A 20,162-nucleotide genomic window follows, 5' to 3' on the forward strand; every position below is an offset into this window, starting at 1 on the left:
ATGTATGCGCGGCCTTAAATACTCCTTACTATTGGTTAGTTTGTTATTCACTTTGCCATCAATCGCTGATAGCTCTCGGCTGAAAAACTTCAGTGAACTCAGAAATTACACCCAAGAAAATCAACAACAAATATTGCAAGATTTTTCGTCTCTCTTAGCCCTTCCCAATGTGAGTGCTAACACACAGGACATGCTGGTTAACGCCAAGTGGATAACCAACTATATTGCGCAAAGAGGGTTTACCTCTGAAGTCGTATCGGCAGGTCGTGCACCGTATATTTTGGCAGAGAAAAGCGTACCGGGTGCTACCAAAACCATCCTGATTTATGCCCATTTTGATGGACAACCAGTGGAGCCTGCTAACTGGGCAACACCGCCTTTTACACCTACGCTTATCGATAAGCCCATAGAGCGTGGTGGTAAACCCGTTGATTGGGATGGCAAATCGCCACTAAACCCAGAATGGCGACTGGCGGCTCGCTCTGCTGGCGATGACAAAGCCCCAGTCATTGCGCTAATGGCAGCCCTAGACGCTATGAAAGCTCATAACGTAGCGCCTAGCGTAAATATAAAACTGATTTTAGACGGTGAAGAAGAAGTAGGCAGTCCAACATTAGAGGCTATTTTGCAAGAACACGGCGACAAGATGACTGCCGACCTCATGCTATTTTGCGACGGTCCAATGCACCCTAGCAGAAATAAGCAGCTAGTGTTTGGTATGCGCGGCAGCATGACTGTAGATATCACCACTTACGGTGCGTTAAGCCCATTGCATAGCGGCCATTACGGTAATTTTTCCCCAAACCCTACCGATGGATTAATGCGCCTGCTCACCTCAATGACCGACGAGCAGGGCAATATTCTAATCGATGGCTATAACGATGAAGTGCGCCCTATCAGTGAAGTGGAGCGACGGGCAATCGCCAACATTCCTCCTGTGGATGAGCAGCTTAAATACGACTTAGCCATTGCCGAAAGTTTGGGTAAAACAGTACGAGTAGAGGAAGGCGTGCTGAGTCCAGCAATTATTGTTAAGGGACTGCAAGCCGGTGGCGTAGGTAATCAGGCGCGCAATATAATACAGTCAGAAGCCACGGCATCCATTAACATGCGATTGGCTGCAGACCAAACGCCCGCATTCTTGCGCAAAAAAATGGAAGCGCACATTAAAAATCAGGGTTACACCATTGTGCATGAACCGCCTAGTGTTAAATTACGCCGGGAAAACAGTAAGGTTGTGATGCTAGATTGGCGCGCTGGTGCCTACCCTGCCTTTCGCTCAAAAGTAGATAGCCCACAAGCAAAAAAATTAACAGCTATCATGAATAGCATGGACGAACAGCCAACTATCCTCACGCCAACTCTCGGCGGCAGTTTACCCATATATTTATTTGAGCAGGCTCTTGATATGCCCATTATTATTCTGCCCATCGCTAACCATGATAATAACCAACATGGTCGCAATGAAAATCTGCGGTTACAGAACTTGTGGGATACGGTAGCAATTTACGCCGCTATTTTATCGGAATATGATCGCTAAGCGGGTTTGATCTGGGCAATGTGCGCTGTGCAAGTAGATGCAACAACGTGAGTAAGGGTGAAGAGACTCCCGCTTGTTAAGCGCGACTCTCTCACCTAATGAGTAAGCGGGCTTTGAGCATGCCTTAATAGTGATTTTAAGCATGCCACAACCGTACGTTTTCTATTAGCACCTTAGCTATCTGTTACGTCCATACTGCTCGTGAGACGATACCCAGTCTGACGAGCTTATGGCCGATGCCAGTGATATCTCACCTGCCAATACTACCGATGCAATGATTTCAGCGAACTTATACACGCGGTCGCGGCCATAGCAATCAAGCAGCTCTAAACATTCTCTTTGCGTACCAATGCCAGTGCCGCCTCCGTAGGTGGCCACAATTAGCGAGGGAATGGTAATAGAGACATACAAGTCTCCCTCTTCGGTTAGCTCTGAGTACATAATTGCTGCTGATGACTCGGACACGTTGGCTACGTCTTGCCCCGTGGCTATGAACATTGCAGTGATACCGTTGGGTGAATGCAGGCCAGTGTTGTTTACGCCAGATAAGAATGAGCCTACACCCGCCACTCGTCCGTGATAATCAATCTGTTTAGGGTCAACCCGCATTACCTCTAATAAATGCTCACGCTTGATGGTGGCCTCTGCAGTTACGCGCTTACCTCGGGTACGCATAATATTAATTTGTGATGCTTTTTTATCGGTAGCGAAATTCGATTCAAGATAGAAGTTCTCAATACCTTTGTAGTGGTCCAGTATCCATCCGCAAGCAGCAAATGTGGCTCTACCCACCATGTTTTGACCGGCTGCGTCGCCCGTACGGTAGTTAAAGCGAAGGAAGGCAAATTTGTTTGAGAGAAAATGGTCGATATACGTTAACTTGGCAATGCTAGACGTGGCCTCAGCTTCTTCACGTATTTTTTCAATATTTTCCTGTACCCATTTCACAAAATCTCTTGCACTTCGGGCATTTTCAAATATAAACACGGGCGCACGCTGCATAGCATCGTCAACAACGGTCGCGGTTACGCCGCCGCTCATGTTTAACAACTTCATACCTCGATTATACGAGGCCACCAATGTACCTTCTGTGGTTGCTAAAGGCACAACAAACTCACCTTTTGCGTGCTCGCCATTTATTTTTACAGGGCCAGCAATGCCAATTGGCACTTGGGCTACGCCAATAAAGTGTTCGATGTTGCCTTTCAAATCATTGGGGTCGATAGAGTATTTCCCTACATGATCAACTTTATTACCGGTGGCACTTTCAAAATACTGCTGACGAGTTTTTATAATAGATTCGCCATAATCGTCTAAGTCATCTCGAGGAATATGCGCACTGCGTTGCCCAGCTAACGTAATATTGTCCTCTACCTCAAACTTCAACTTTCCAAACGGCGATGCAGAAAAACATATCCCGAGTTTTCGCTTTTCTGGGCACGCGTCTTTTTCGATATCTAGATGTAGCGTGATGGTTTGCCTTAGCGCAAAGGGCTTACCGTCAGATTGATTAAGTTCAGCTGCAGGTAAAAACGTATCGTGAGTAAGTTGAAGTGAAATTTTATCCTCTGGAATTTTTTCTCCATCTAAAGAAACCCAATGGAGCTTTTCGATGGTTGCGTCTTTTAATCTATTTTTAAGCGAGAACGATAACCCCGAGCTCGTTTTTGAGAGGCTGGCGCGTGTGTAAAGTTGTTTTAATAATATGCTGGGCACAAACATGAGACTTCCTTATTAGCGTATATTTTTTCTGATTCTTATTTGTCGCTTTGGTATTTATGTTCTATTTTTTCTTTTCCACTTTTTTGGCATTTCTTAACTTACCCTTCGGGCTACTGCAGATCTCTGATGTTTTTTATAGCACATTCTTTATACAGATCTATGACTACTTGTTATTTAATGTAGGTCAATCTTTGCTGCTTTTTACACATTTTCTTATCTATTTTTGCGCCACGCTTTTCAAAAATGAGCCAAACACCCATTTTTATTGGCCTTCAAAGCACTGGGCCTTCGCTAAATTACACACTACTAATCAATCACCTAAAGTTTATGTGTCGTCGCAACAACGATGACTAGAAGGTATCTGGCAGCAATAAGGGAGGCGTCATGGAATGGGATGCCAGGGATAAAACGTCTGCACGGAAGAGACAGCCAGATACCTTTTTCACCAAGGCATATTCGGTGAGCTAATCACACGAAATAGGCCCTGTTTAATACACCTTAGTGAAGGGAAAAAAGGAGCAGTAATGAGAAAGGGATTATTCCGAAAGGAAGCAATTGCTCATCAATCGGCGGCTATTACCGGTCGTTTATTGATGACACCAAAACCAGCCTTCATGGTTATTGCCGCAGTTTTAGTCGTTTGGTTTATGGTGCTTATTGTTTTTCTGATGCAAAGCAGCTACGCCAGAAAAGCCTCTGTTAAGGGGTGGTTAGAGCCCCATGGTGGTGTATACAAACTCTACGCCGATCCGCGCGGAGGACAGGTAGCAGATATCTTCGTTAAAGAAGGTCAGTATGTTGAGCGCGGTGCATCGCTTTTAAGGGTAAGTTACAGCAATAAAAATGAGTTAGGGACGCCGGTGAGCGAAAGGCTTCTCAAAGAACTAGAAGAAAAGCGAAAAAGAACACAAGGTATTATCGAGCGCTTACACACCCTTCATAGCAATTCGTTGTACAAGCTCGATGTGTCAATTACTCATGCGGGAGAAGAGCTGGCAGAATTTAAGGACATCGCACGTATTACACGCTCACAGTACGACGTTACGCTAACCCATTTTGAGAACACTCAATCCCTTTATCACGACGGGCACGTTAGTCATATTGCTTATCAAGAGCAAAATTTACGAAAGCTCGCTAGCGAAGAGCAGCTAAAGCGCGCTATTCAAAACCAAAATACTGCGAACAACAAGATTTCATCGCTGACTCAGGAGCGAGCATCTTTGCCCATGCAGCAGAGAAATGAACTCGCCAATTATCAAAATGCCCTTAGCGATCTGAATCAACAAATAGTGGCCCATCACAACACTCACGAAGAAACGATTTATGCGCCTCAAGGAGGGGTCGTATCGGGCCTGCATATTAAACCTGGCTACGACATAAAAAGTAATAATCTATTGCTTACTTTGGTGCCAAAATCTTCCTCCATGCAGGCCCACATGTTAATTCCGGTTCACTCAGCTGGGTTTATCGACGAAGGACAATCACTCAATATTCGTTACGATGCGTTTCCCTATCAAAAGTTTGGTATGCAGTCGGGCCACATTCTTCGTATCTCTAGAACCTTAATTTTGCCTGGCGAATTAAACGATGCTCCGATCACTGCAAACGAGCCTGCTTATTTGGTTACAGCCGAGCTTATTAACGAGACGCTTGTTGCCTATGGTGAGCATATTCAATTAAAAGCAGGAATGACTTTTTCTGCCGATATCGAGCTAAGTCAGCGCACACTCATAGAGTGGTTGTTAGAGCCTCTTTATAGTCTTTCAGGGAGGTTATAAGCATGTTCGCACAAGCAAGTACACCACTAAATATCTCGTTTCTCCAGAAAAACAGAGTACCACTCATTTTACAAAGTGAAGCGGCAGAATGTGGGTTGGCCTGCATGAATATGATTGCACAGTTTTACGGCGACAAGCGAGACCTTAACCACCTTCGGCAAACCATGTCGGTATCGATGCGGGGCTGCACACTACTTGATGTAATGAGCATTGGTCAACATGTTGGCCTGCAGTGCCGTGCGCTGAAAATCGAAATAGACCATTTGCGTCAGTTGACTTGCCCCGCCATTTTGCACTGGGATATGAAGCACTTTGTTGTGTTAACCCACGTTGATAATAACAGAGTCACTATCAACGACCCCGCACAGGGAGAGCGCACTTTAACGCTCAGCGAGGCCTCAAAGTCAATGACGGGCATTGCCCTTGAAGTCTCTCCTACTAACAGCTTTACGCCAGTGAGTACCGCGCCTACGCTCACACTCAAAGACTTCTTCGTCAATGCTATTGGTTTCAAGCGCAATCTCGTTACGCTTATTGCGCTGTCCATTTTGCTGCAACTTTTTGTACTGGCCAGTCCGTACTACATGCAAACGGTAGTAGACGATGTGCTGGTTTACAGTAACGATGCGCTTCTCAATGCGCTCGCGCTTGGCTTTGCCTTGTTGCTACTTATTGAAATTTTCACCTATGTATTGCGCAAACTACTCGTATTATCTGTGTCTATGCGCTTGCAGCTACAGCTTTCCGCTTCCGTATTTAAACACCTTCTTTCACTGCCTTTAGACTATTTTGCCAAACGCCATGTGGGTGATGTGGTCTCTCGATTTAGCTCACTAGGACAGATAAGAGAGTTTTTAACTACTGGGGTCGTTACCGCTCTGCTCGATGGTTTATTAGCCGTTATCACACTGGTGGTCATGGTGGTGTATTCAATACAGCTTACCGCGTTAGTTGTTGGAGCTATGGCGTTGTACGTAGCTTGTCGCCTCGCTGTGCTTTCGTTTATGAAACGGTTAACAACAGAAAGAATTGGCTTAGCGGCAACGGAGCAAAGTCACTTCATTGAAAGTATGCGCGGTATTTTACCCATTCGGGTATATAACCAAGAAGCACAGCGCCACAGTCATTGGCAGAACAAGCTTGTTGCCACGTTGAACAAAGATATTAGTCTGGGCAAGCTCAACATTGGCAATGATGCAGTGAATAAAGCCTTGTTTGGCCTTGAGAATCTCGCGGTTATTTACGCCGGCGCTCTGCTTGTGATTGACAGCACCATGAGCATTGGAATGCTGTTGGCCTTTATAGCCTATAAAGTTCGCTTTACCAGCGCCGTAGATGGCGTCATCAATAGTATTATTGAATTTAAAATGCTGAGCGTTCACTTTACTCGCTTAGGCGATATTGTGTTGACCAAACCCGCCTCTCACTCAGTTGGGGCTTCAGCAGAGCTTTATCCTCAGAGCCACCAACCTCAAAAGCGTGAAGCACTCGACAACCCCAAAGCCAGTGGTATAAAAGCCGGCGATATAGAAACAGCACAAGCTGAAACATTGAGAAGCGCGAGCGTTTCTTTAGACAGTCCGACTAGCACAAAGAGTCACAGCACAGCGCTACTGGCGAAAAACCTGAGTTTTCAGTACAGCGAAGCGAGCGAGCCTGTTTTTAAACACATCAATTTAGCGGTAAACCGCGGCGACATTATTGCCATTACCGGAGGCAGTGGCAGCGGAAAAAGTACGCTTATCAAATGCCTCATGGGGTTGTACGCGCCCTCTGAAGGCAGTGTTAGCCATCTGCATCACAATACGCAGCATGAAAGATGCAAGATAGCCTCGGTGTTACAAGAGGACACCCTTTTAAATGGCAGCATTGCCGATAACATCAGCTGCTTTTCAGAAACGCCCTGTCTAGAGCAGATTATTCACGCCGCTCAGCTAGCTTGTATTCACGAAGAAATAGCGTCGATGCCTATGCAATATCACTCATTGGTGGGAGATATGGGGAGTAGTTTAAGCGGCGGGCAAAAACAGCGCCTTTTACTCGCTCGAGCCCTTTACCAATGCCCAGACATTTTATTTTTAGATGAAGCCAGTAGCCATCTCGATATGGCAAACGAGGAAAACATTAATCGCCATCTTAGCGCGCTGAATATCACTCGTATTATGGTTGCACATCGCCCTCAATCTATCGCCATTGCCGATACCGTTTACCGATTAACACATACCAGTTTACAGCTTTTACCACCCTCAACTGAAGAAACAAAGCCTATTGAAAACCCCATGGAGAACACCGATGAAAATACATGAAGTGAGAGAAAGCAACGTCCTTATGACCGAATCTGAGCGAATGCAGGTTGAGGCCCAGGGCATAACGTCAAGCGGCACACTTATCCCTATAAAATGTTTGTCAAAGCGAGAGCTTCAGGTTGTTCACAAAATAATGGGGGGATGCTCGAACAAGCTGATTGCAGATCAGCTGTTTATCAGTGAGCGAACGGTGAAATTTCACTGCGCCAATATTTATAAAAAGCTCAATATAACCAGCCGGACAGCACTTATCGCTGGCTGCTTCAGAACCCTTTACCGCGAAGTCGTCTCGCACTAGCGCGACGACTTCATTTTAACCCACGCTAATACAAGGAGCGTAACCAATGAAAGACCAACAACAAGCTGTAACACTAGCAGAAGAGCAACTATTTGTTGTATCAGGCGGCCGGACATATCAAGCGGAAGGTGTAAAACCACCAACGTTCAATTTACCCAGTCTGCCGATTTACAAGGAACCGGTTTATATCACCATGGCTATTGGTGAAGGCGGAGGGACCTTACCGGATATACTTGCTTAACCCATCGCAATACCTGCCTAACTGCGTTCGAATTGTTGTAAACGCAGCTAGGCAGCAATCTATGCGCTGAATGACGCAGCCAGTTGCTGCTCGTAATTGTTGCACGTGATTGCTGCACGTAAATACTGCCCTTCAATGCATGAGTATTTACGCAGGAGTCGACGCAAAAAAGGGCGTGAAGCCCTTATATTTTTCAGCGCTTTTACATTTTTCATGCAAAAAGGAAATCGCATGTACATTGGACTTATTGGCGACGAGAACGACCCGCAGCTCATACATTTGGCAAGCGCGCTAACCCAACAAAACACACCTTATTTTATTGCTAATACCGCCTATTTTGGCAGCCAGTGGACCATTAGTTTTGACCCCGATTGCAACGAAGGCTATCTGCATTTCACGCCACATCAGCTTATGCCCAAACAAAGGGTGATGTTTTCACAGATAAAGGCCGTGTACTGGCACCAGTACATTCCTACAAAGACTATGACAGCGGATTCTGATACTTCTTCAGCATCTAAAAACCGGCAACAAACAGCTGCACAAGCCGTGTGGATTGAACAAGAGTTGTCGAGCACACTGCTGTGCTGGTTTACATACCATGGCACCAAATGGGTAAACTCTATAGACGCCGTTCGCTCTCATCAGTGCAAACCCATGCAGTTGAGTATTGCATCGCAACAAGGCGCGAATATCCCCTATTCTTTCGTGGGCAATGCGCCTGAGGCTGCTGCGCAATTTTGCAGTAATTTGCAGGAGGTCGTTTACAAACCGGTGCGAGGCGGCAAAGTAGCCCAGTTTGTCAATAAAACAGAACATCTTCGACCTTTGTTAACGACCTTGCTATCGCAACGCCCCGTCACTTTTCAAAAATATATAAGCGGTACGAATATTCGAAGCTATGTACTAGGTAATGAAGTGGTGAGTGTACGCATCGACTCAGATGAGTTGGATTACAGAAACGATGATGGCGCAACGCCGGTAATTACGGTGATACCCCAACACATCAAACGCTTAGCGGTTAGAATATGTAAAGCACTTGGCATGTATTGGTGCGCTATTGATTGGCGCAAGACCAACAAAGACACGTACTTTTTCTTAGAAGCGAACCCAAGCCCTTTTTACCTAAAAGTAGAGCGCGACACTGGTTTGGACATCACAGGAAAACTGTTAAACCTGTTAACTATGTAGGTTGCGACTTTGTAGTAGCGTATACCAGTTCGCATAGATAATTACTTACTCAGCGAGACTTTAATTGTTCGTAATCACAGCGTATCACCGCAGGTGCAGTGGCTCTACATCAAGGTGACCCAACAACAACCCAGCTGCTAGCAGCTGGGTTGTTGTTAGTTTTCTCGTTAGGTCTATTTGCAGGCCTTTGCTTTAATTACAAAATAAAGCGTGAAAGGTCTTCGTTATCTACCAACGTTTCTAGGTGGCTGTTAACGTAATCAGCATCAATCACAAATGATTCGCCGCTTTTCTCCGATGCATCATAAGAGATATCTTCCATTAAACGCTCAAGCACGGTGTGAAGACGACGAGCCCCTATGTTTTCGGTGCGTTCATTGACCTGCCACGCTGCTTCTGCAATACGCTGAATACCTGAATCGTCGAAGGTTACCGTTACCCCTTCAGTTTTCATTAATGCTATATATTGCTGAGTAAGCGACGCGCTTGGCTCGGTAAGAATGCGTTTAAAGTCGCCGACTTTCAGTGCCGATAATTCAACGCGAATGGGCAAACGGCCTTGAAGCTCAGGAATAAGATCTGACGGTTTACTCATTTGAAATGCACCAGAGGTAATAAACAAAATATGATCGGTTTTTACCATACCGTGCTTGGTTGATACCGTGGAGCCTTCAACTAAAGGTAGCAAGTCGCGCTGTACACCTTCTCGCGACACGTCGGCAGAGTTGTTGCCTTCGCGCTTACAAATTTTGTCAATCTCATCAACGAACACAATGCCGTGCTGCTCTACCGCCTCAATGGCTTTTTCCTTTAAGTCTTCTTGATTAACTAAGCGCGCCGCTTCTTCTTCAATCAGCAGTTTAAACGCATCTTTAATTTTCAGCTTTTTCTTTTTCTTTTGCGAACCAGACAAGTTTTGGAACATACCTTGAAGCTGGTTTGTCATTTCTTCCATACCAGGAGGCGCCATTATCTCTACACCTACCTGTGGAAGCGCAACGTCAATTTCTATCTCTTTGTCGTCGAGTTCACCCTGACGAAGCTTTTTACGAAATGCCTGACGTGTACCGCGGTCTTCTACTTCTTCCTTGTTACCCCACGCGTCTTCTGGAGGTGGTAACAAGGCGTCGAGAATGCGGTCTTCAGCAGCTTCTTCAGCGCGGAATTTCACTTTCTTCATTTCGTTTTCTTTCGTCATTTTCACGGCGATATCGGCAAGGTCACGAATAATGGTTTCGACTTCCTTACCCACGTAGCCAACTTCAGTGAACTTTGTCGCCTCTACCTTAATAAAAGGTGCGTTGGCAAGCTTGGCCAAGCGACGAGCAATTTCGGTTTTACCCACGCCCGTTGGTCCAATCATAAGAATATTTTTGGGTGTCACTTCTTGACGCAGCTCAGGCTCTAGCTGCATTCTGCGCCAGCGGTTGCGAAGCGCAATAGATACTGCACGCTTGGCATCTTGTTGACCAATAATATGGCGGTCTAACTCGTGAACAATTTCTCTTGGTGTCATTTCAGACATGAATAAACCCTTTTATAAAACATGCTCGGTCTGCGCGCTATGAAAACTCCGACATATCGGTTTGCGCAGTTAAAAAGTAGCAATAACGTCGCTACTGCCCACCTAATGCATTAATACGCTGATGGATAAGTACGTTAGTAAATTAGTACACTCATTAATAATCTAGTACATCAACCGTTTGGCTATGGTTAGTGAATACGCAAATATCACCCGCAATGGTCAACGCCTTTTCCGCGATGTCTTTAGCACTTAACTCGGTATTTTCTAACATAGCCGTTGCCGCCGCTTGGGCGTAGTTGCCACCAGAGCCGATAGCAATAAGATCGTTTTCGGGCTGAACCACGTCGCCGTTACCAGTGATAATAAACGATGCGGTCTCATCGGCCACAGCAAGAAGGGCTTCAAGCTTTCGAAGCGCCCTGTCGGTTCGCCAATCTTTGGCCAGCTCAACGGCCGCTTTTGTCAAATGCCCCTGATGGGCCTCAAGCTTAGATTCAAAACGCTCAAACAGGGTAAATGCATCGGCGGTACCACCGGCAAACCCAGCTAATATTTTGTCGTGGTACAAGCGGCGCACTTTACGCGCATTGCCTTTCATCACAGTATTTCCTAGTGATACCTGACCATCACCGGCCATTACCACCTGATTTCCACGTCGTACAGATACAATCGTTGTCACGTTAATTCCCCGTTTTGGCTGGGAGTTGCTGCCGCTTAAATAGCACCTAGCGGCAGCAACTTATCAATTCTATAAACCTTAAGTGGGGGGACGGTTTATAATTTCAAGGGGCTGGAGGGTTTGCACGCTTACCTGATTTATCTATTATAGATTCCAATACCAAATCTGACAGGTGGCAATGTTGACCTTGCGAAGGCTGTGCTTGGCTTTTTCTGCATCTCGCTTAGACTCAAACGGACCTAAAATAACGCGGAACCAGTCTCCGTTACTTCCCGTACTTTGACGAATGAGCGCCTCTAAACCCTGAAAGGCGATTTTCGCCTTCATTTCTTCTGCTTGGGCACGGGTTCTAAACGATGCGCACTGCATAAGATATCGCTTGTCTGACTTCTCTTGGGCTTCAACATCTACCTCTACTTCATAGCCAGGCAGCGTTTTAATGTACTCCCATTCTTCTTCGGGTAATTTAGGCAAGGCTTCTTCGGTTGGCGCTACAGGGCGTGCAGCTTGGGTATCCACGTCGTCTTCTACGTTATCTTTAATTGACCATAAAAACGCGCCAAAGCCAAACACAAGGGCAATAACTATCGCAATTATAAACACAGGAAGCGTATGAAAGCTTGGCGCGCTCGACTGTCGGCTGCTCGCGTGGCTATTGGAATGACTATTGCCTTTGCCCGGCGCTTTCTTTGGTGCTTTTTTATTTTTTTGTGTGCGTCCACGAGAGACGTAATCGCGTTGAGCCATAGTTGGCAATATTCCTGCTTATTATCACTAAAATGCGAAATGTGTATTTTAATGCTACGTATTTTGATGGGCAGAATTTTAACGTATTGCTCGCAAACAAGCTAACTGAAATCGGTTGGATCAATATCCACCGACCATCGCACTTTTGTCGCCTGTGGCAGTGCCTGCAAAAACGGCAGTGACTGGCGTAATACGCCATGAAGTGGAGCCCGCTTATTGTGGCTGCATATCAACATAAACCGAAAGCGCCCCTGCCGTTTTTCTATTAACGATGGAAAAGGGCCACTCATTTCTATGTCATTGTTGCTCGCCGCAAACACACTGCGACTCTCACTCAAGAAGGCAAACGCCAACGCACTGTCAGCCGCTTCACAGCGCACCACAAATTGGCTGATATACGGGGGTAACCCTGCCGCTTTTCGCTCCATTAGTGCATGGCGAGCAAAATGGCCATAGCCGTTATTCACTAAATCTTGTAGCAGCGGATGATGGGGATTGTGGGTTTGTAACCACATTTCGCCGGGCTTACTGGCTCTTCCTGCACGCCCTGCTAGCTGAGTCACTAGCTGTGCTAACTTTTCAGGCGCTCTGAAATCGGCGCTAAACAAGGCGCCATCGCAATCAAGCACGGCCACAAGGGTAACGTGAGGAAAGTGATGTCCTTTAGATAATATCTGAGTGCCAACAAGTAATTGATACTCCTGACGATTAATGGCATCTAAGGTTTGATGAAGTTTATCCTTCCCTCGCACCGTATCGCTATCAATACGCACCTGCTTAACATCTGGAAACAAAGACGCTAGTCCGTCTTCCACTTGCTCTGTGCCAGTGCCTGCGGTTACAAGGGACGAGCTGTGACAAGCTTCACACTGCCTTGGCATTGCTCGAGTGCCAGCGCAGTGGTGACACTGTAACCGATTGTGCGACTTATGCACGGTGTAAGGTCTGTCACAACGCTTGCAGGTTACCGTTTCGCCACAATGGTGGCATAGCAAAGCAGGCGCGTATCCGCGGCGATTCACAAATACCAGCACCTGGTTTCCCGCATTAATATGCTGGCGCATGATGGTTAACAGCGCTTGGGATATACCGTAATGCAAAGGCTGATCTCGCGCATCTAGAAGGTGCTGGTGCGTATTCTGTGCACCACCTGCTCGGCGGGTAAGATGTAAATGGGCGTACCGACCACTTAACGCGTTATTAAGGCTTTCTAAAGCGGGCGTTGCACTACCTAGCAGTAAAGGAATACTGTGTTGTTTTGCACGCATCGCCGCTAAGTCGCGGGCGTGATAACGAAGCCCGTCTTGCTGCTTAAACGACTCATCATGCTCTTCATCCACAATGATCATCCCTGGGTTAGCCAAAGGAGTGAATATTGCCGAACGGGTTCCAATGACGATGCCTAGCTCGCCAGATTTTGCCCGCTGCCATACCCGCAGCCGAGCTTTATCGGAAAGCTGGGAGTGCAGCACCCCAACATCGATACTGAAACGCTTCTCAAAGCGAGATACGGTTTGTGGAGTCAGTCCAATTTCCGGAACCAGTATAAGAATTTGTTTACCGGCTTGTAATAAGGGCTCAATGGCCTGTAAGTAGACCTCGGTTTTTCCGCTTCCCGTCACGCCCTCAAGCAAACTGACGGCAAACTTACCCTGCTGCTGATTAAGCGCTGCAATGGCAACAGATTGCTCGGTATCGGGAATAGGTTTTCCATCAATGGTTATGGTCGATAGCCATTCTTGCTCTCGCACTTCAGGCACCACATCTACCACTTCGGCAAACAACTTATCGATAATAGACTTGACCGCTGGCGCACCAAATAACTTTCGACTTTGCTGCGCTGACAAACTGGATTTTTGTAGCGCCTCAAAAAATGCTTTTTGTTTTGGTGCCCGTGTTAGTTCATCAGGTGAAGTGCGTTCTCCCGTTTCAGTCAGCCGTATTCTTTCTTCTGGCAATACTTGCGCTGTTTCCCCCTTTCTCAATAAAACAGGAAGCATAGTGTGAAGCACTTCGCCGGGTGCATGATGATAGTATTGCCACAACCACTGTGCCATTTTCAAAAGCACTGCATCGATAACAGGAGCTTCATCAAGTACCGTTTCTATGGCCTTTAACTTATCGGCATTCTCTATCTCAGGAGCGTCTTTGTTTGGCTCGTCAACAACAATACCCACCAGCTTTCTTGGCCCAAATGGCACGCGCACTCGCACGCCTGCGGCCAAGTCGCAATGGTGAGTATAAGTAAATAACTGTCGCAGAGGCACTGGCACCGCAACACAAATATAGGCCATGTTAGAACGCATCTCTAGGGCTACTGTTTTCGTTGTTATTAGAGCCGATTCGCTAACCGTTGATATGAGGAGCTTATACGACGAGCAAATACAACGAGCACTGTTAACAAGAATGAATACTCACAATCAATTTGAGGGTTGAAATGTGAGAGTTAAGATAGGGCATATTTAAACACAATTTTTATCGCTGCCATAAAACCATCTCAAATAGTTTTAGATTACCGTACTAAAACCTATTTTTTTCGCTTTGATCATTTTACATACACAAACCGCTTGATCGCTGGCGCGGCTTCCTTTATTATCCGCCGCTCTTTTGCGATGGGCTGTTCCAAGAACTGCTCATCATTTGAATATTAAGTTACGTATGGTGTTTGGCTTCGGGCGAAATAGCGATACGGCCTTATTGTGAGGTAATCCCATGAAACAAGGTATCCACCCAGAATACGCTGAAATGACAGCAACATGCTCTTGCGGAAACGTAATGAAAATCCGCTCTACAATGGGTAAAGACATCAACCTAGACGTATGTTCTTCTTGTCACCCATTCTACACTGGTAAGCAACGTAACGTTGATACTGGTGGCCGTGTTGATCGCTTCAAGAAGCGTTTTGGTGCACTTAGCAAGAAGTAAACTTTGTACTTTTTTAAGTATTAAGTTGGAAAAGCGCCTTAGGGCGCTTTTTTATTGCCTGCTTTTTAGGTAGCTTTTGAATGACCAACTCTAGGAGCGTCTGCATCCACATAAGATAGTACTGACAAAAGAACCGCCAAAGAAGACAGGCATCAGAATGAGTAAGTACCAGAATTTGCGGGTACCTGAAGAGACTGGCAGGGCGTTGATAGGTCTTGGATGTGAAAACCTAATGAGTGACGTTTTTAGCTAAATGCGTACCCCAATTGCCCCGGCTTTGTTTTGCGCAAGCCTCCTCACTATCAAAACGCACAGATACAAGCGTCGACTTAATTGCTTCCAGCGCCATTTCTACCTGGGTTATAAATATCGCTTCCCAGTTTTGTTCAAGCGCGCGGTTGCGATTTATCTCGGTATCAAACACGGCCACAACCTCTGGGTTGCGCCAGTGCCCTAAATGAGTGAGCCAAACAAAACCATTGTCTTGTTTTTTTAGCCCCTCGCAAACCTTAGTAAGCTCGCTGATTAATCGACGTTCTGTCATATTTCCCCATTCACCGCTTTTATTCATTAAAGACGCTAATCCTAAGCTTTAGCATTAGAATTTATATTTATTAGACCTTTTCTCTTTACTGGGTAGCTATTTGAAACGTAGCTTTTGAAATGTAGCGTTAAAATAGCTAGCTTCTACATGCTCAGCTCTTCAACAGCTTTCTATGTGTCAGGTTTCTCTCTGCCAAGTTTCTCTCTGCCAGGTAGCTCTCTGCCAGGTAGCTCTCTGCCAAGCGCCTCTTCACAGGTTCTATTGACTCGCTATTTTAATTTGGACTCATTATTTTAAAGGCCGTACAAATACAGAAGAAATATGAGACAAAAAATAAACATAATATGTATGAATGACAAACATAGTCTGCTTTTACTGGTCTAACGAGTTTCTCTCACCTACATTAATTATGACTTAACAACGTCGTTACATAGCACAATAGAGCACGCCTTGGTAACTCTGATCAGATATGTACACCACCATGGCCTGTGTTAGTGTTATCACGTACGCTTAAGCAAGAATAACACAGATAAATAACACGGATAACAGTCCGGATTTAATGAAGCTAGCCTGATAATAATGGCCAGTAGGCGCTACCCTTTAAGCATTTAGTAATATCTAGCAATATCCATGAACCCTACACTCAAGGAATCTATTTCACATGTCAGATTTTAGACAACGCGCTCTCGACTATCATGCCAAACCAACGCCAGGAAAAATCAGCGTTGAGCTATCGACACCCGCAGACAGCGTAGATGATTTAGCGCTTGCTTACAGCCCCGGTGTCGCCGAGCCAGTAAGGGAAATAGCTGAAGATCCAGACAACGCATACAAATACACGGCTAAAGGCAATTTAGTGGCGGTTATCAGTAATGGTACTGCTATTTTAGGCTTAGGTAATCTTGGTCCATTAGCTTCAAAACCGGTAATGGAAGGTAAAGCCCTGCTGTTCAAGCGTTTTGCTGGTATCGACGCTATTGATATTGAAGTGAAGCACAGAACAACCGAAGAGTTTATCAATACGGTAGCGAATATTGCCGATACGTTCGGCGGTATCAACCTTGAAGATATTAAAGCGCCAGAGTGCTTTGAAATAGAGCAAGAGCTTATTAAACGCTGTAAAATTCCCGTCTTTCACGATGACCAACACGGCACCGCGATTGTCACCGCCGCCGGAATGCTTAACGCGTTAGAAATTCAGGGCAAAAATATCGAAAATGCCAAAATTGTCTGTCTGGGAGCGGGAGCAGCTGCCGTGGCCTGTATGGAGTTACTAATAAAGTGCGGTGCACAGCGCGAGCGTATTTACATGCTCGACAGAAAAGGAGTGATACACACTCGTCGCGAGGACTTAACAGCACATAAATCGTTATTTGCTAACAACACCGACAAGCGAACCCTAGAAGACGTCATGGATGGTGCTGATATATTTGTGGGCGTGTCTGGCCCAGACCTTCTTCCTCCGGAAACATTAGCGCTTATGGCCAATAACCCTATCGTGTTTGCTTGCTCTAACCCCGACCCTGAAATAAGGCCAGACCTTGCACATGCGGTACGAGATGACCTTATTATGGCAACCGGTCGCTCAGATTATCCAAATCAGGTAAACAATGTACTTTGCTTCCCGTTTATCTTCCGTGGCGCATTGAACGTTAGAGCCAGCGCCATAAACGATGAAATGAAAGTAGCCGCCGTTGAAGCACTGCGCGCCATCACAAAAGAAGAAGTACCTGCTGAGGTGCTTGCCGCGAGCAATAGCGAAAGTCTTAGCTTCTCAAAGGACTATATTATTCCTAAACCCATGGACCCGCGCTTGTGCGAACGCATAGCCAATGCCGTATCAAAAGCCGCCATAGACTCTGGGGTAGCTGGCATTTAAGACGCTCAGTCTTAGCCATTACGCTTGAGAAAAAGGCTTTATAAAAAGGCGTATAAGCGAGTGTAAAACACAGACGCTACGTGTTGATAATGGTTTTATTAAGCTGGTTTTATTAAACCGGCTTTATTGAATTGAGCACCCAAATATAACAGCGTCAAACTGCCATATTTGGGTGCATTCGCTCTACCCTATTCTTCGGTAGGCTCATTTTCGACGCTGGGATCAATGCCCATCTCTTCCATAATTCTTCTTGCTTCTGCAGGCACTCTGTTGCCGTTGTCTTTACGCAAATCATCATCGTTCGGTAAAGGCTGACCTGTAAAGGCATGAAGAAACGCCTCACACAGCAATTCTGAGTTAGTTGCGTGTCGCAAGTTATTAATTTGGCGACGGGTGCGTTCGTCAGTTAACGCTTTCAGCACATTAATCGGTATTGAAACAGTGACTTTTTTTACCTGTTCGCTTTTCTTACCGTGCTCTGCGTAGGGGTGTATATATTTACCATTCCATTCTGCCATAGTACTAACTCGGTCTTATTTTATTTATGTTATGAAGTGAAATTCTAAACGAGTTCACGAAAAGGTCAATTGAGCAGTGTAAACCTCTTGACGTCTAGACATATATTCTTTATTTTGGACGTCTAAACGTCTATTAATATTGCTAGTAGAGAGAAAATGACATGGTTTCTTATGCACAAGGCATTGATGCGCTCAACCAATCCCTATCGGAACTGCGTGACATTGACGTCTCTTTTGAGTTTTTCCCCCCTAAAACGGAAGCCATGGAGCAAACCCTTTGGAAATCAGTTGAGCGTTTAGCACCACTAAAACCAAGCTATATGTCGGTGACATATGGCGCGAACAGTGGCGAACGAGACAGAACGCACGATGTGGTCAAGCGCATTCAGCAACAAACCGGCGTCGCCGCGGTTCCTCACCTTACTTGTGTGGATGCGAGTAAAGACGAATTAAAGCAAATTGCGCAAGACTACTGGGATTCAGGCATACGCCGCATTGTTGCTTTACGTGGTGATTTACCGCCAGGTATGGATAACACTGAAATGTATGCATCTGATTTAGTGGCCTTACTCAAAGAGGTTGCTGATTTTGATATATCGGTTGCCGCCTACCCTGAAAAACACCCTGAAGCTCGCAATGCGCAGTTTGACCTGCTGAATTTGAAGCGCAAAGCAGAAGCCGGTGCTACCGAGGCCATTTCACAGTTTTTCTTTGATACTAGCGTATTTCTGCGGTTTAGAGACCGGGCCGCTGCTGCCGGCGTTGATTTAGACTTAGTGCCAGGTATTCTTCCTGTCACTAACTATCAAACCCTTGTGAAATTTGCAGGATTTACCAATGTTCACGTGCCGGGTTGGCTGCATAAAATGTTTGATGGTTTAGATGCTGATGACCAAGCTACTCGTAATCTAATTGGTGCTAACATTGCGATGGACCAAGTTAAAGTATTAGCAAAAGAGGGAGTGAAGCACTTTCACTTTTACACCCTCAATCGCAGTGAATTAAGCTATGCAATTTGTCATATGCTTGGTGTGCGTGGCGACAGCTAATAATTGCCCTCAGTAAGCCACAGAAACAGTGTAGGCAAAATGCAGGCAAAACGCAGAGAGAATGCATCAACCTGCTTAGAATAAACCTTTGCTCATAACGTCGCTGACAGTTACCATCAAATTATAGAACCACAGCACGAATCTCAGCAGCAACGTCTCTAAACCTTGGTGCTGACTCAGTGTTCGTGCCAAAACGTTGATATAACTGTCAGGAGAGCCAGTGTGTATGTAGAGCGGGTTAAAGCCATTTATGAGAATATAAAGCCCCAAGCAAAAGATCTCTTTACTATATTCATTAATCGCTGCAAAGAAGACAATGTCACTATTTCTGCAGGCCACCTAGCCTACGTTACATTACTATCGCTAGTGCCGTTTATTATGGTGACGTTTACCATTATGTCGGCGTTTCCTGCTTTCGCATCGGTGCGCAGCAAAATTGAATATTTTATCTTTAGCAATTTTGTTCCTACTGCCAGCGATGTTGTACATAAATATATGACCGATTTTGTGGGCAACGCCTCAGAAATGAGTGCTATTGGTATTTTGTCGCTGCTTTTTGTTGCGCTGATGCTTATCTCAAATGTAGATAAAACCCTCAATAGAATCTGGCGAACCAAAAGTGAAAGACCCATTGTCTTTACCTTTGCTATATATTGGATGGTAATAACGCTGGGCCCCATTTTAATTGGCTCTAGCGTTATTGTTAGCACCTATCTGACCGGTCTAGCGACCTTTACTGAGGAATATACTCCAGGGTTGGGTACATTACTGCTGAGCCTAGTGCCTAGTGGTGCGGCCATGCTAGCGTTTACTATTTTGTATACCATGGTGCCGAATAAACAGGTTTACGCCCGCCATGCTGCCTGTGGAGCCTTTATCGCCACGGTTGCCTTTGAGCTAACCAAGTCGGGCTTTGCATTGTATGTGACTAACTTTCCATCTTACGAACTAATTTACGGCGCGCTAGCCGTAGTGCCTATTTTGTTCCTGTGGGTGTACTTGTCGTGGATAATCGTATTATTTGGCGCAGAGTTTACCTGTAGCTTAGGCGAAGCCTTTGAAAAGCAGAGCGTAATCAATAAGGAAAAGTATGTGCCTGAAGAAGACGGGTCAACTGATTCATCGCAGCGCGGGCAGAACGATGAATAAGAAAGCTTGTTTTGAGAATTGCATTGAATACTTGCACTGACTTCTCGCGATAAATAGTGGCCCTGAGTGCAGTG

At 45.6% G+C, this 20,162-nt stretch carries 17 protein-coding genes; 10 read left to right on the forward strand and 7 right to left on the reverse strand.

The window, feature by feature from the left end; genetic code table 11:
- Window positions 1-4 precede the first annotated feature (4 nt).
- Window positions 5-1,540, forward strand: coding sequence for a M20/M25/M40 family metallo-hydrolase (locus V7R39_RS12335; protein WP_334031005.1), 1,536 nt, complete (start codon window positions 5-7; stop codon window positions 1,538-1,540).
- 177 nt (window positions 1,541-1,717) lie between these two features.
- Here V7R39_RS12335 and V7R39_RS12340 read toward each other — a convergent pair whose 3' ends face one another.
- On the reverse strand, window positions 1,718-3,262 hold the full coding sequence (locus tag V7R39_RS12340; protein WP_334031007.1) for a hydroxymethylglutaryl-CoA reductase: 1,545 nt from the start codon (window positions 3,260-3,262) through the stop codon (window positions 1,718-1,720).
- Between the two features lie 524 nt (window positions 3,263-3,786).
- Here V7R39_RS12340 and V7R39_RS12345 point away from each other — a divergent pair.
- From V7R39_RS12345 to V7R39_RS12365, 5 genes are all read left to right on the forward strand, one after another.
- Complete coding sequence (locus V7R39_RS12345) at window positions 3,787-5,040, forward strand: HlyD family secretion protein (RefSeq protein WP_334031008.1); 1,254 nt, start codon at window positions 3,787-3,789, stop codon at window positions 5,038-5,040.
- Between the two features lie 2 nt (window positions 5,041-5,042).
- Window positions 5,043-7,346, forward strand: coding sequence for a peptidase domain-containing ABC transporter (locus V7R39_RS12350; protein WP_334031010.1), 2,304 nt, complete (start codon window positions 5,043-5,045; stop codon window positions 7,344-7,346).
- Window positions 7,333-7,644 carry a helix-turn-helix domain-containing protein gene (locus tag V7R39_RS12355; RefSeq protein ID WP_032094940.1) on the forward strand — a complete coding sequence of 104 codons (312 nt, stop codon included), beginning with the start codon at window positions 7,333-7,335 and terminating at the stop codon, window positions 7,642-7,644. The genes V7R39_RS12350 and V7R39_RS12355 overlap by 14 nt, the downstream gene beginning before the upstream one ends.
- A 46-nt stretch (window positions 7,645-7,690) precedes the next feature.
- On the forward strand, window positions 7,691-7,885 hold the full coding sequence (locus V7R39_RS12360; protein WP_334031011.1) for a hypothetical protein: 195 nt from the start codon (window positions 7,691-7,693) through the stop codon (window positions 7,883-7,885).
- A 231-nt stretch (window positions 7,886-8,116) separates the two neighbouring features.
- Window positions 8,117-9,073 (forward strand): ATP-grasp domain-containing protein, encoded by a 957-nt coding sequence (locus tag V7R39_RS12365; RefSeq protein ID WP_334031013.1) that lies wholly within the window; start codon window positions 8,117-8,119, stop codon window positions 9,071-9,073.
- Window positions 9,074-9,269: 196 nt separating this feature from the next.
- Here the strand turns inward: V7R39_RS12365 and hslU are convergent, their stop codons facing one another.
- The 4 genes from hslU to priA all read right to left on the reverse strand — a co-directional run bounded on the left by hslU (window position 9,270) and on the right by priA (window position 14,318).
- The gene (gene hslU / locus V7R39_RS12370; protein WP_334031015.1) at window positions 9,270-10,598 is read right to left on the reverse strand and encodes an HslU--HslV peptidase ATPase subunit; all 1,329 of its coding nucleotides are present in this window, start codon (window positions 10,596-10,598) and stop codon (window positions 9,270-9,272) included.
- A 154-nt stretch (window positions 10,599-10,752) separates the two neighbouring features.
- Window positions 10,753-11,277: an ATP-dependent protease subunit HslV gene (hslV, locus tag V7R39_RS12375; protein ID WP_269520070.1), complete on the reverse strand. Its 525-nt coding sequence runs from the start codon at window positions 11,275-11,277 to the stop codon at window positions 10,753-10,755.
- Between the two features lie 144 nt (window positions 11,278-11,421).
- Window positions 11,422-12,024, reverse strand: coding sequence for an SPOR domain-containing protein (locus V7R39_RS12380; RefSeq protein ID WP_334031018.1), 603 nt, complete (start codon window positions 12,022-12,024; stop codon window positions 11,422-11,424).
- A gap of 101 nt (window positions 12,025-12,125) precedes the next feature.
- Window positions 12,126-14,318, reverse strand: a complete 2,193-nt coding sequence (gene priA / locus V7R39_RS12385; RefSeq protein ID WP_334031021.1) for a primosomal protein N' — start codon at window positions 14,316-14,318, stop codon at window positions 12,126-12,128.
- A gap of 418 nt (window positions 14,319-14,736) precedes the next feature.
- Between priA and rpmE the strand changes: the two genes are divergently transcribed.
- Complete coding sequence (gene rpmE, locus V7R39_RS12390) at window positions 14,737-14,949, forward strand: 50S ribosomal protein L31 (protein ID WP_032094946.1); 213 nt, start codon at window positions 14,737-14,739, stop codon at window positions 14,947-14,949.
- 229 nt (window positions 14,950-15,178) lie between these two features.
- Here the strand turns inward: rpmE and V7R39_RS12395 are convergent, their stop codons facing one another.
- Window positions 15,179-15,520 carry a hypothetical protein gene (locus tag V7R39_RS12395; RefSeq protein WP_334031023.1) on the reverse strand — a complete coding sequence of 114 codons (342 nt, stop codon included), beginning with the start codon at window positions 15,518-15,520 and terminating at the stop codon, window positions 15,179-15,181.
- Window positions 15,521-16,154: 634 nt separating this feature from the next.
- On the opposite strand from V7R39_RS12395, the gene V7R39_RS12400 reads away from it, so the two are divergent.
- On the forward strand, window positions 16,155-17,372 hold the full coding sequence (locus V7R39_RS12400; protein WP_334031024.1) for a malic enzyme-like NAD(P)-binding protein: 1,218 nt from the start codon (window positions 16,155-16,157) through the stop codon (window positions 17,370-17,372).
- A 188-nt stretch (window positions 17,373-17,560) separates the two neighbouring features.
- On the opposite strand, the gene metJ is transcribed toward V7R39_RS12400, so the two are convergent.
- Window positions 17,561-17,890, reverse strand: a complete 330-nt coding sequence (gene metJ, locus V7R39_RS12405; RefSeq protein WP_334031026.1) for a met regulon transcriptional regulator MetJ — start codon at window positions 17,888-17,890, stop codon at window positions 17,561-17,563.
- A gap of 161 nt (window positions 17,891-18,051) precedes the next feature.
- On the opposite strand from metJ, the gene metF reads away from it, so the two are divergent.
- Together metF and V7R39_RS12415 are read left to right on the forward strand one after the other, a co-directional pair.
- On the forward strand, window positions 18,052-18,939 hold the full coding sequence (gene metF / locus V7R39_RS12410; protein WP_334031027.1) for a methylenetetrahydrofolate reductase: 888 nt from the start codon (window positions 18,052-18,054) through the stop codon (window positions 18,937-18,939).
- Window positions 18,940-19,161: 222 nt separating this feature from the next.
- Window positions 19,162-20,088: a virulence factor BrkB family protein gene (locus V7R39_RS12415; protein WP_334031029.1), complete on the forward strand. Its 927-nt coding sequence runs from the start codon at window positions 19,162-19,164 to the stop codon at window positions 20,086-20,088.
- Window positions 20,089-20,162 lie beyond the last annotated feature (74 nt).

It is taken from the genome of Alteromonas sp. P256 (genome assembly GCF_036864455.1).
Classification (GTDB): domain Bacteria; phylum Pseudomonadota; class Gammaproteobacteria; order Enterobacterales; family Alteromonadaceae; genus Alteromonas.

Coding starts and splice junctions, on each gene's coding strand:
- V7R39_RS12335 (WP_334031005.1), top strand. CDS start 5: ATGCGCGGCCTTAAATACTCCTTACTATTGGTTAGTTTGTTATTCACT.
- V7R39_RS12340 (WP_334031007.1), bottom strand. CDS start 3,262: ATGTTTGTGCCCAGCATATTATTAAAACAACTTTACACACGCGCCAGC.
- V7R39_RS12345 (WP_334031008.1), top strand. CDS start 3,787: ATGAGAAAGGGATTATTCCGAAAGGAAGCAATTGCTCATCAATCGGCG.
- V7R39_RS12350 (WP_334031010.1), top strand. CDS start 5,043: ATGTTCGCACAAGCAAGTACACCACTAAATATCTCGTTTCTCCAGAAA.
- V7R39_RS12355 (WP_032094940.1), top strand. CDS start 7,333: ATGAAAATACATGAAGTGAGAGAAAGCAACGTCCTTATGACCGAATCT.
- V7R39_RS12360 (WP_334031011.1), top strand. CDS start 7,691: ATGAAAGACCAACAACAAGCTGTAACACTAGCAGAAGAGCAACTATTT.
- V7R39_RS12365 (WP_334031013.1), top strand. CDS start 8,117: ATGTACATTGGACTTATTGGCGACGAGAACGACCCGCAGCTCATACAT.
- hslU (WP_334031015.1), bottom strand. CDS start 10,598: ATGTCTGAAATGACACCAAGAGAAATTGTTCACGAGTTAGACCGCCAT.
- V7R39_RS12380 (WP_334031018.1), bottom strand. CDS start 12,024: ATGGCTCAACGCGATTACGTCTCTCGTGGACGCACACAAAAAAATAAA.
- priA (WP_334031021.1), bottom strand. CDS start 14,318: ATGGCCTATATTTGTGTTGCGGTGCCAGTGCCTCTGCGACAGTTATTT.
- rpmE (WP_032094946.1), top strand. CDS start 14,737: ATGAAACAAGGTATCCACCCAGAATACGCTGAAATGACAGCAACATGC.
- V7R39_RS12395 (WP_334031023.1), bottom strand. CDS start 15,520: ATGAATAAAAGCGGTGAATGGGGAAATATGACAGAACGTCGATTAATC.
- V7R39_RS12400 (WP_334031024.1), top strand. CDS start 16,155: ATGTCAGATTTTAGACAACGCGCTCTCGACTATCATGCCAAACCAACG.
- metJ (WP_334031026.1), bottom strand. CDS start 17,890: ATGGCAGAATGGAATGGTAAATATATACACCCCTACGCAGAGCACGGT.
- metF (WP_334031027.1), top strand. CDS start 18,052: ATGGTTTCTTATGCACAAGGCATTGATGCGCTCAACCAATCCCTATCG.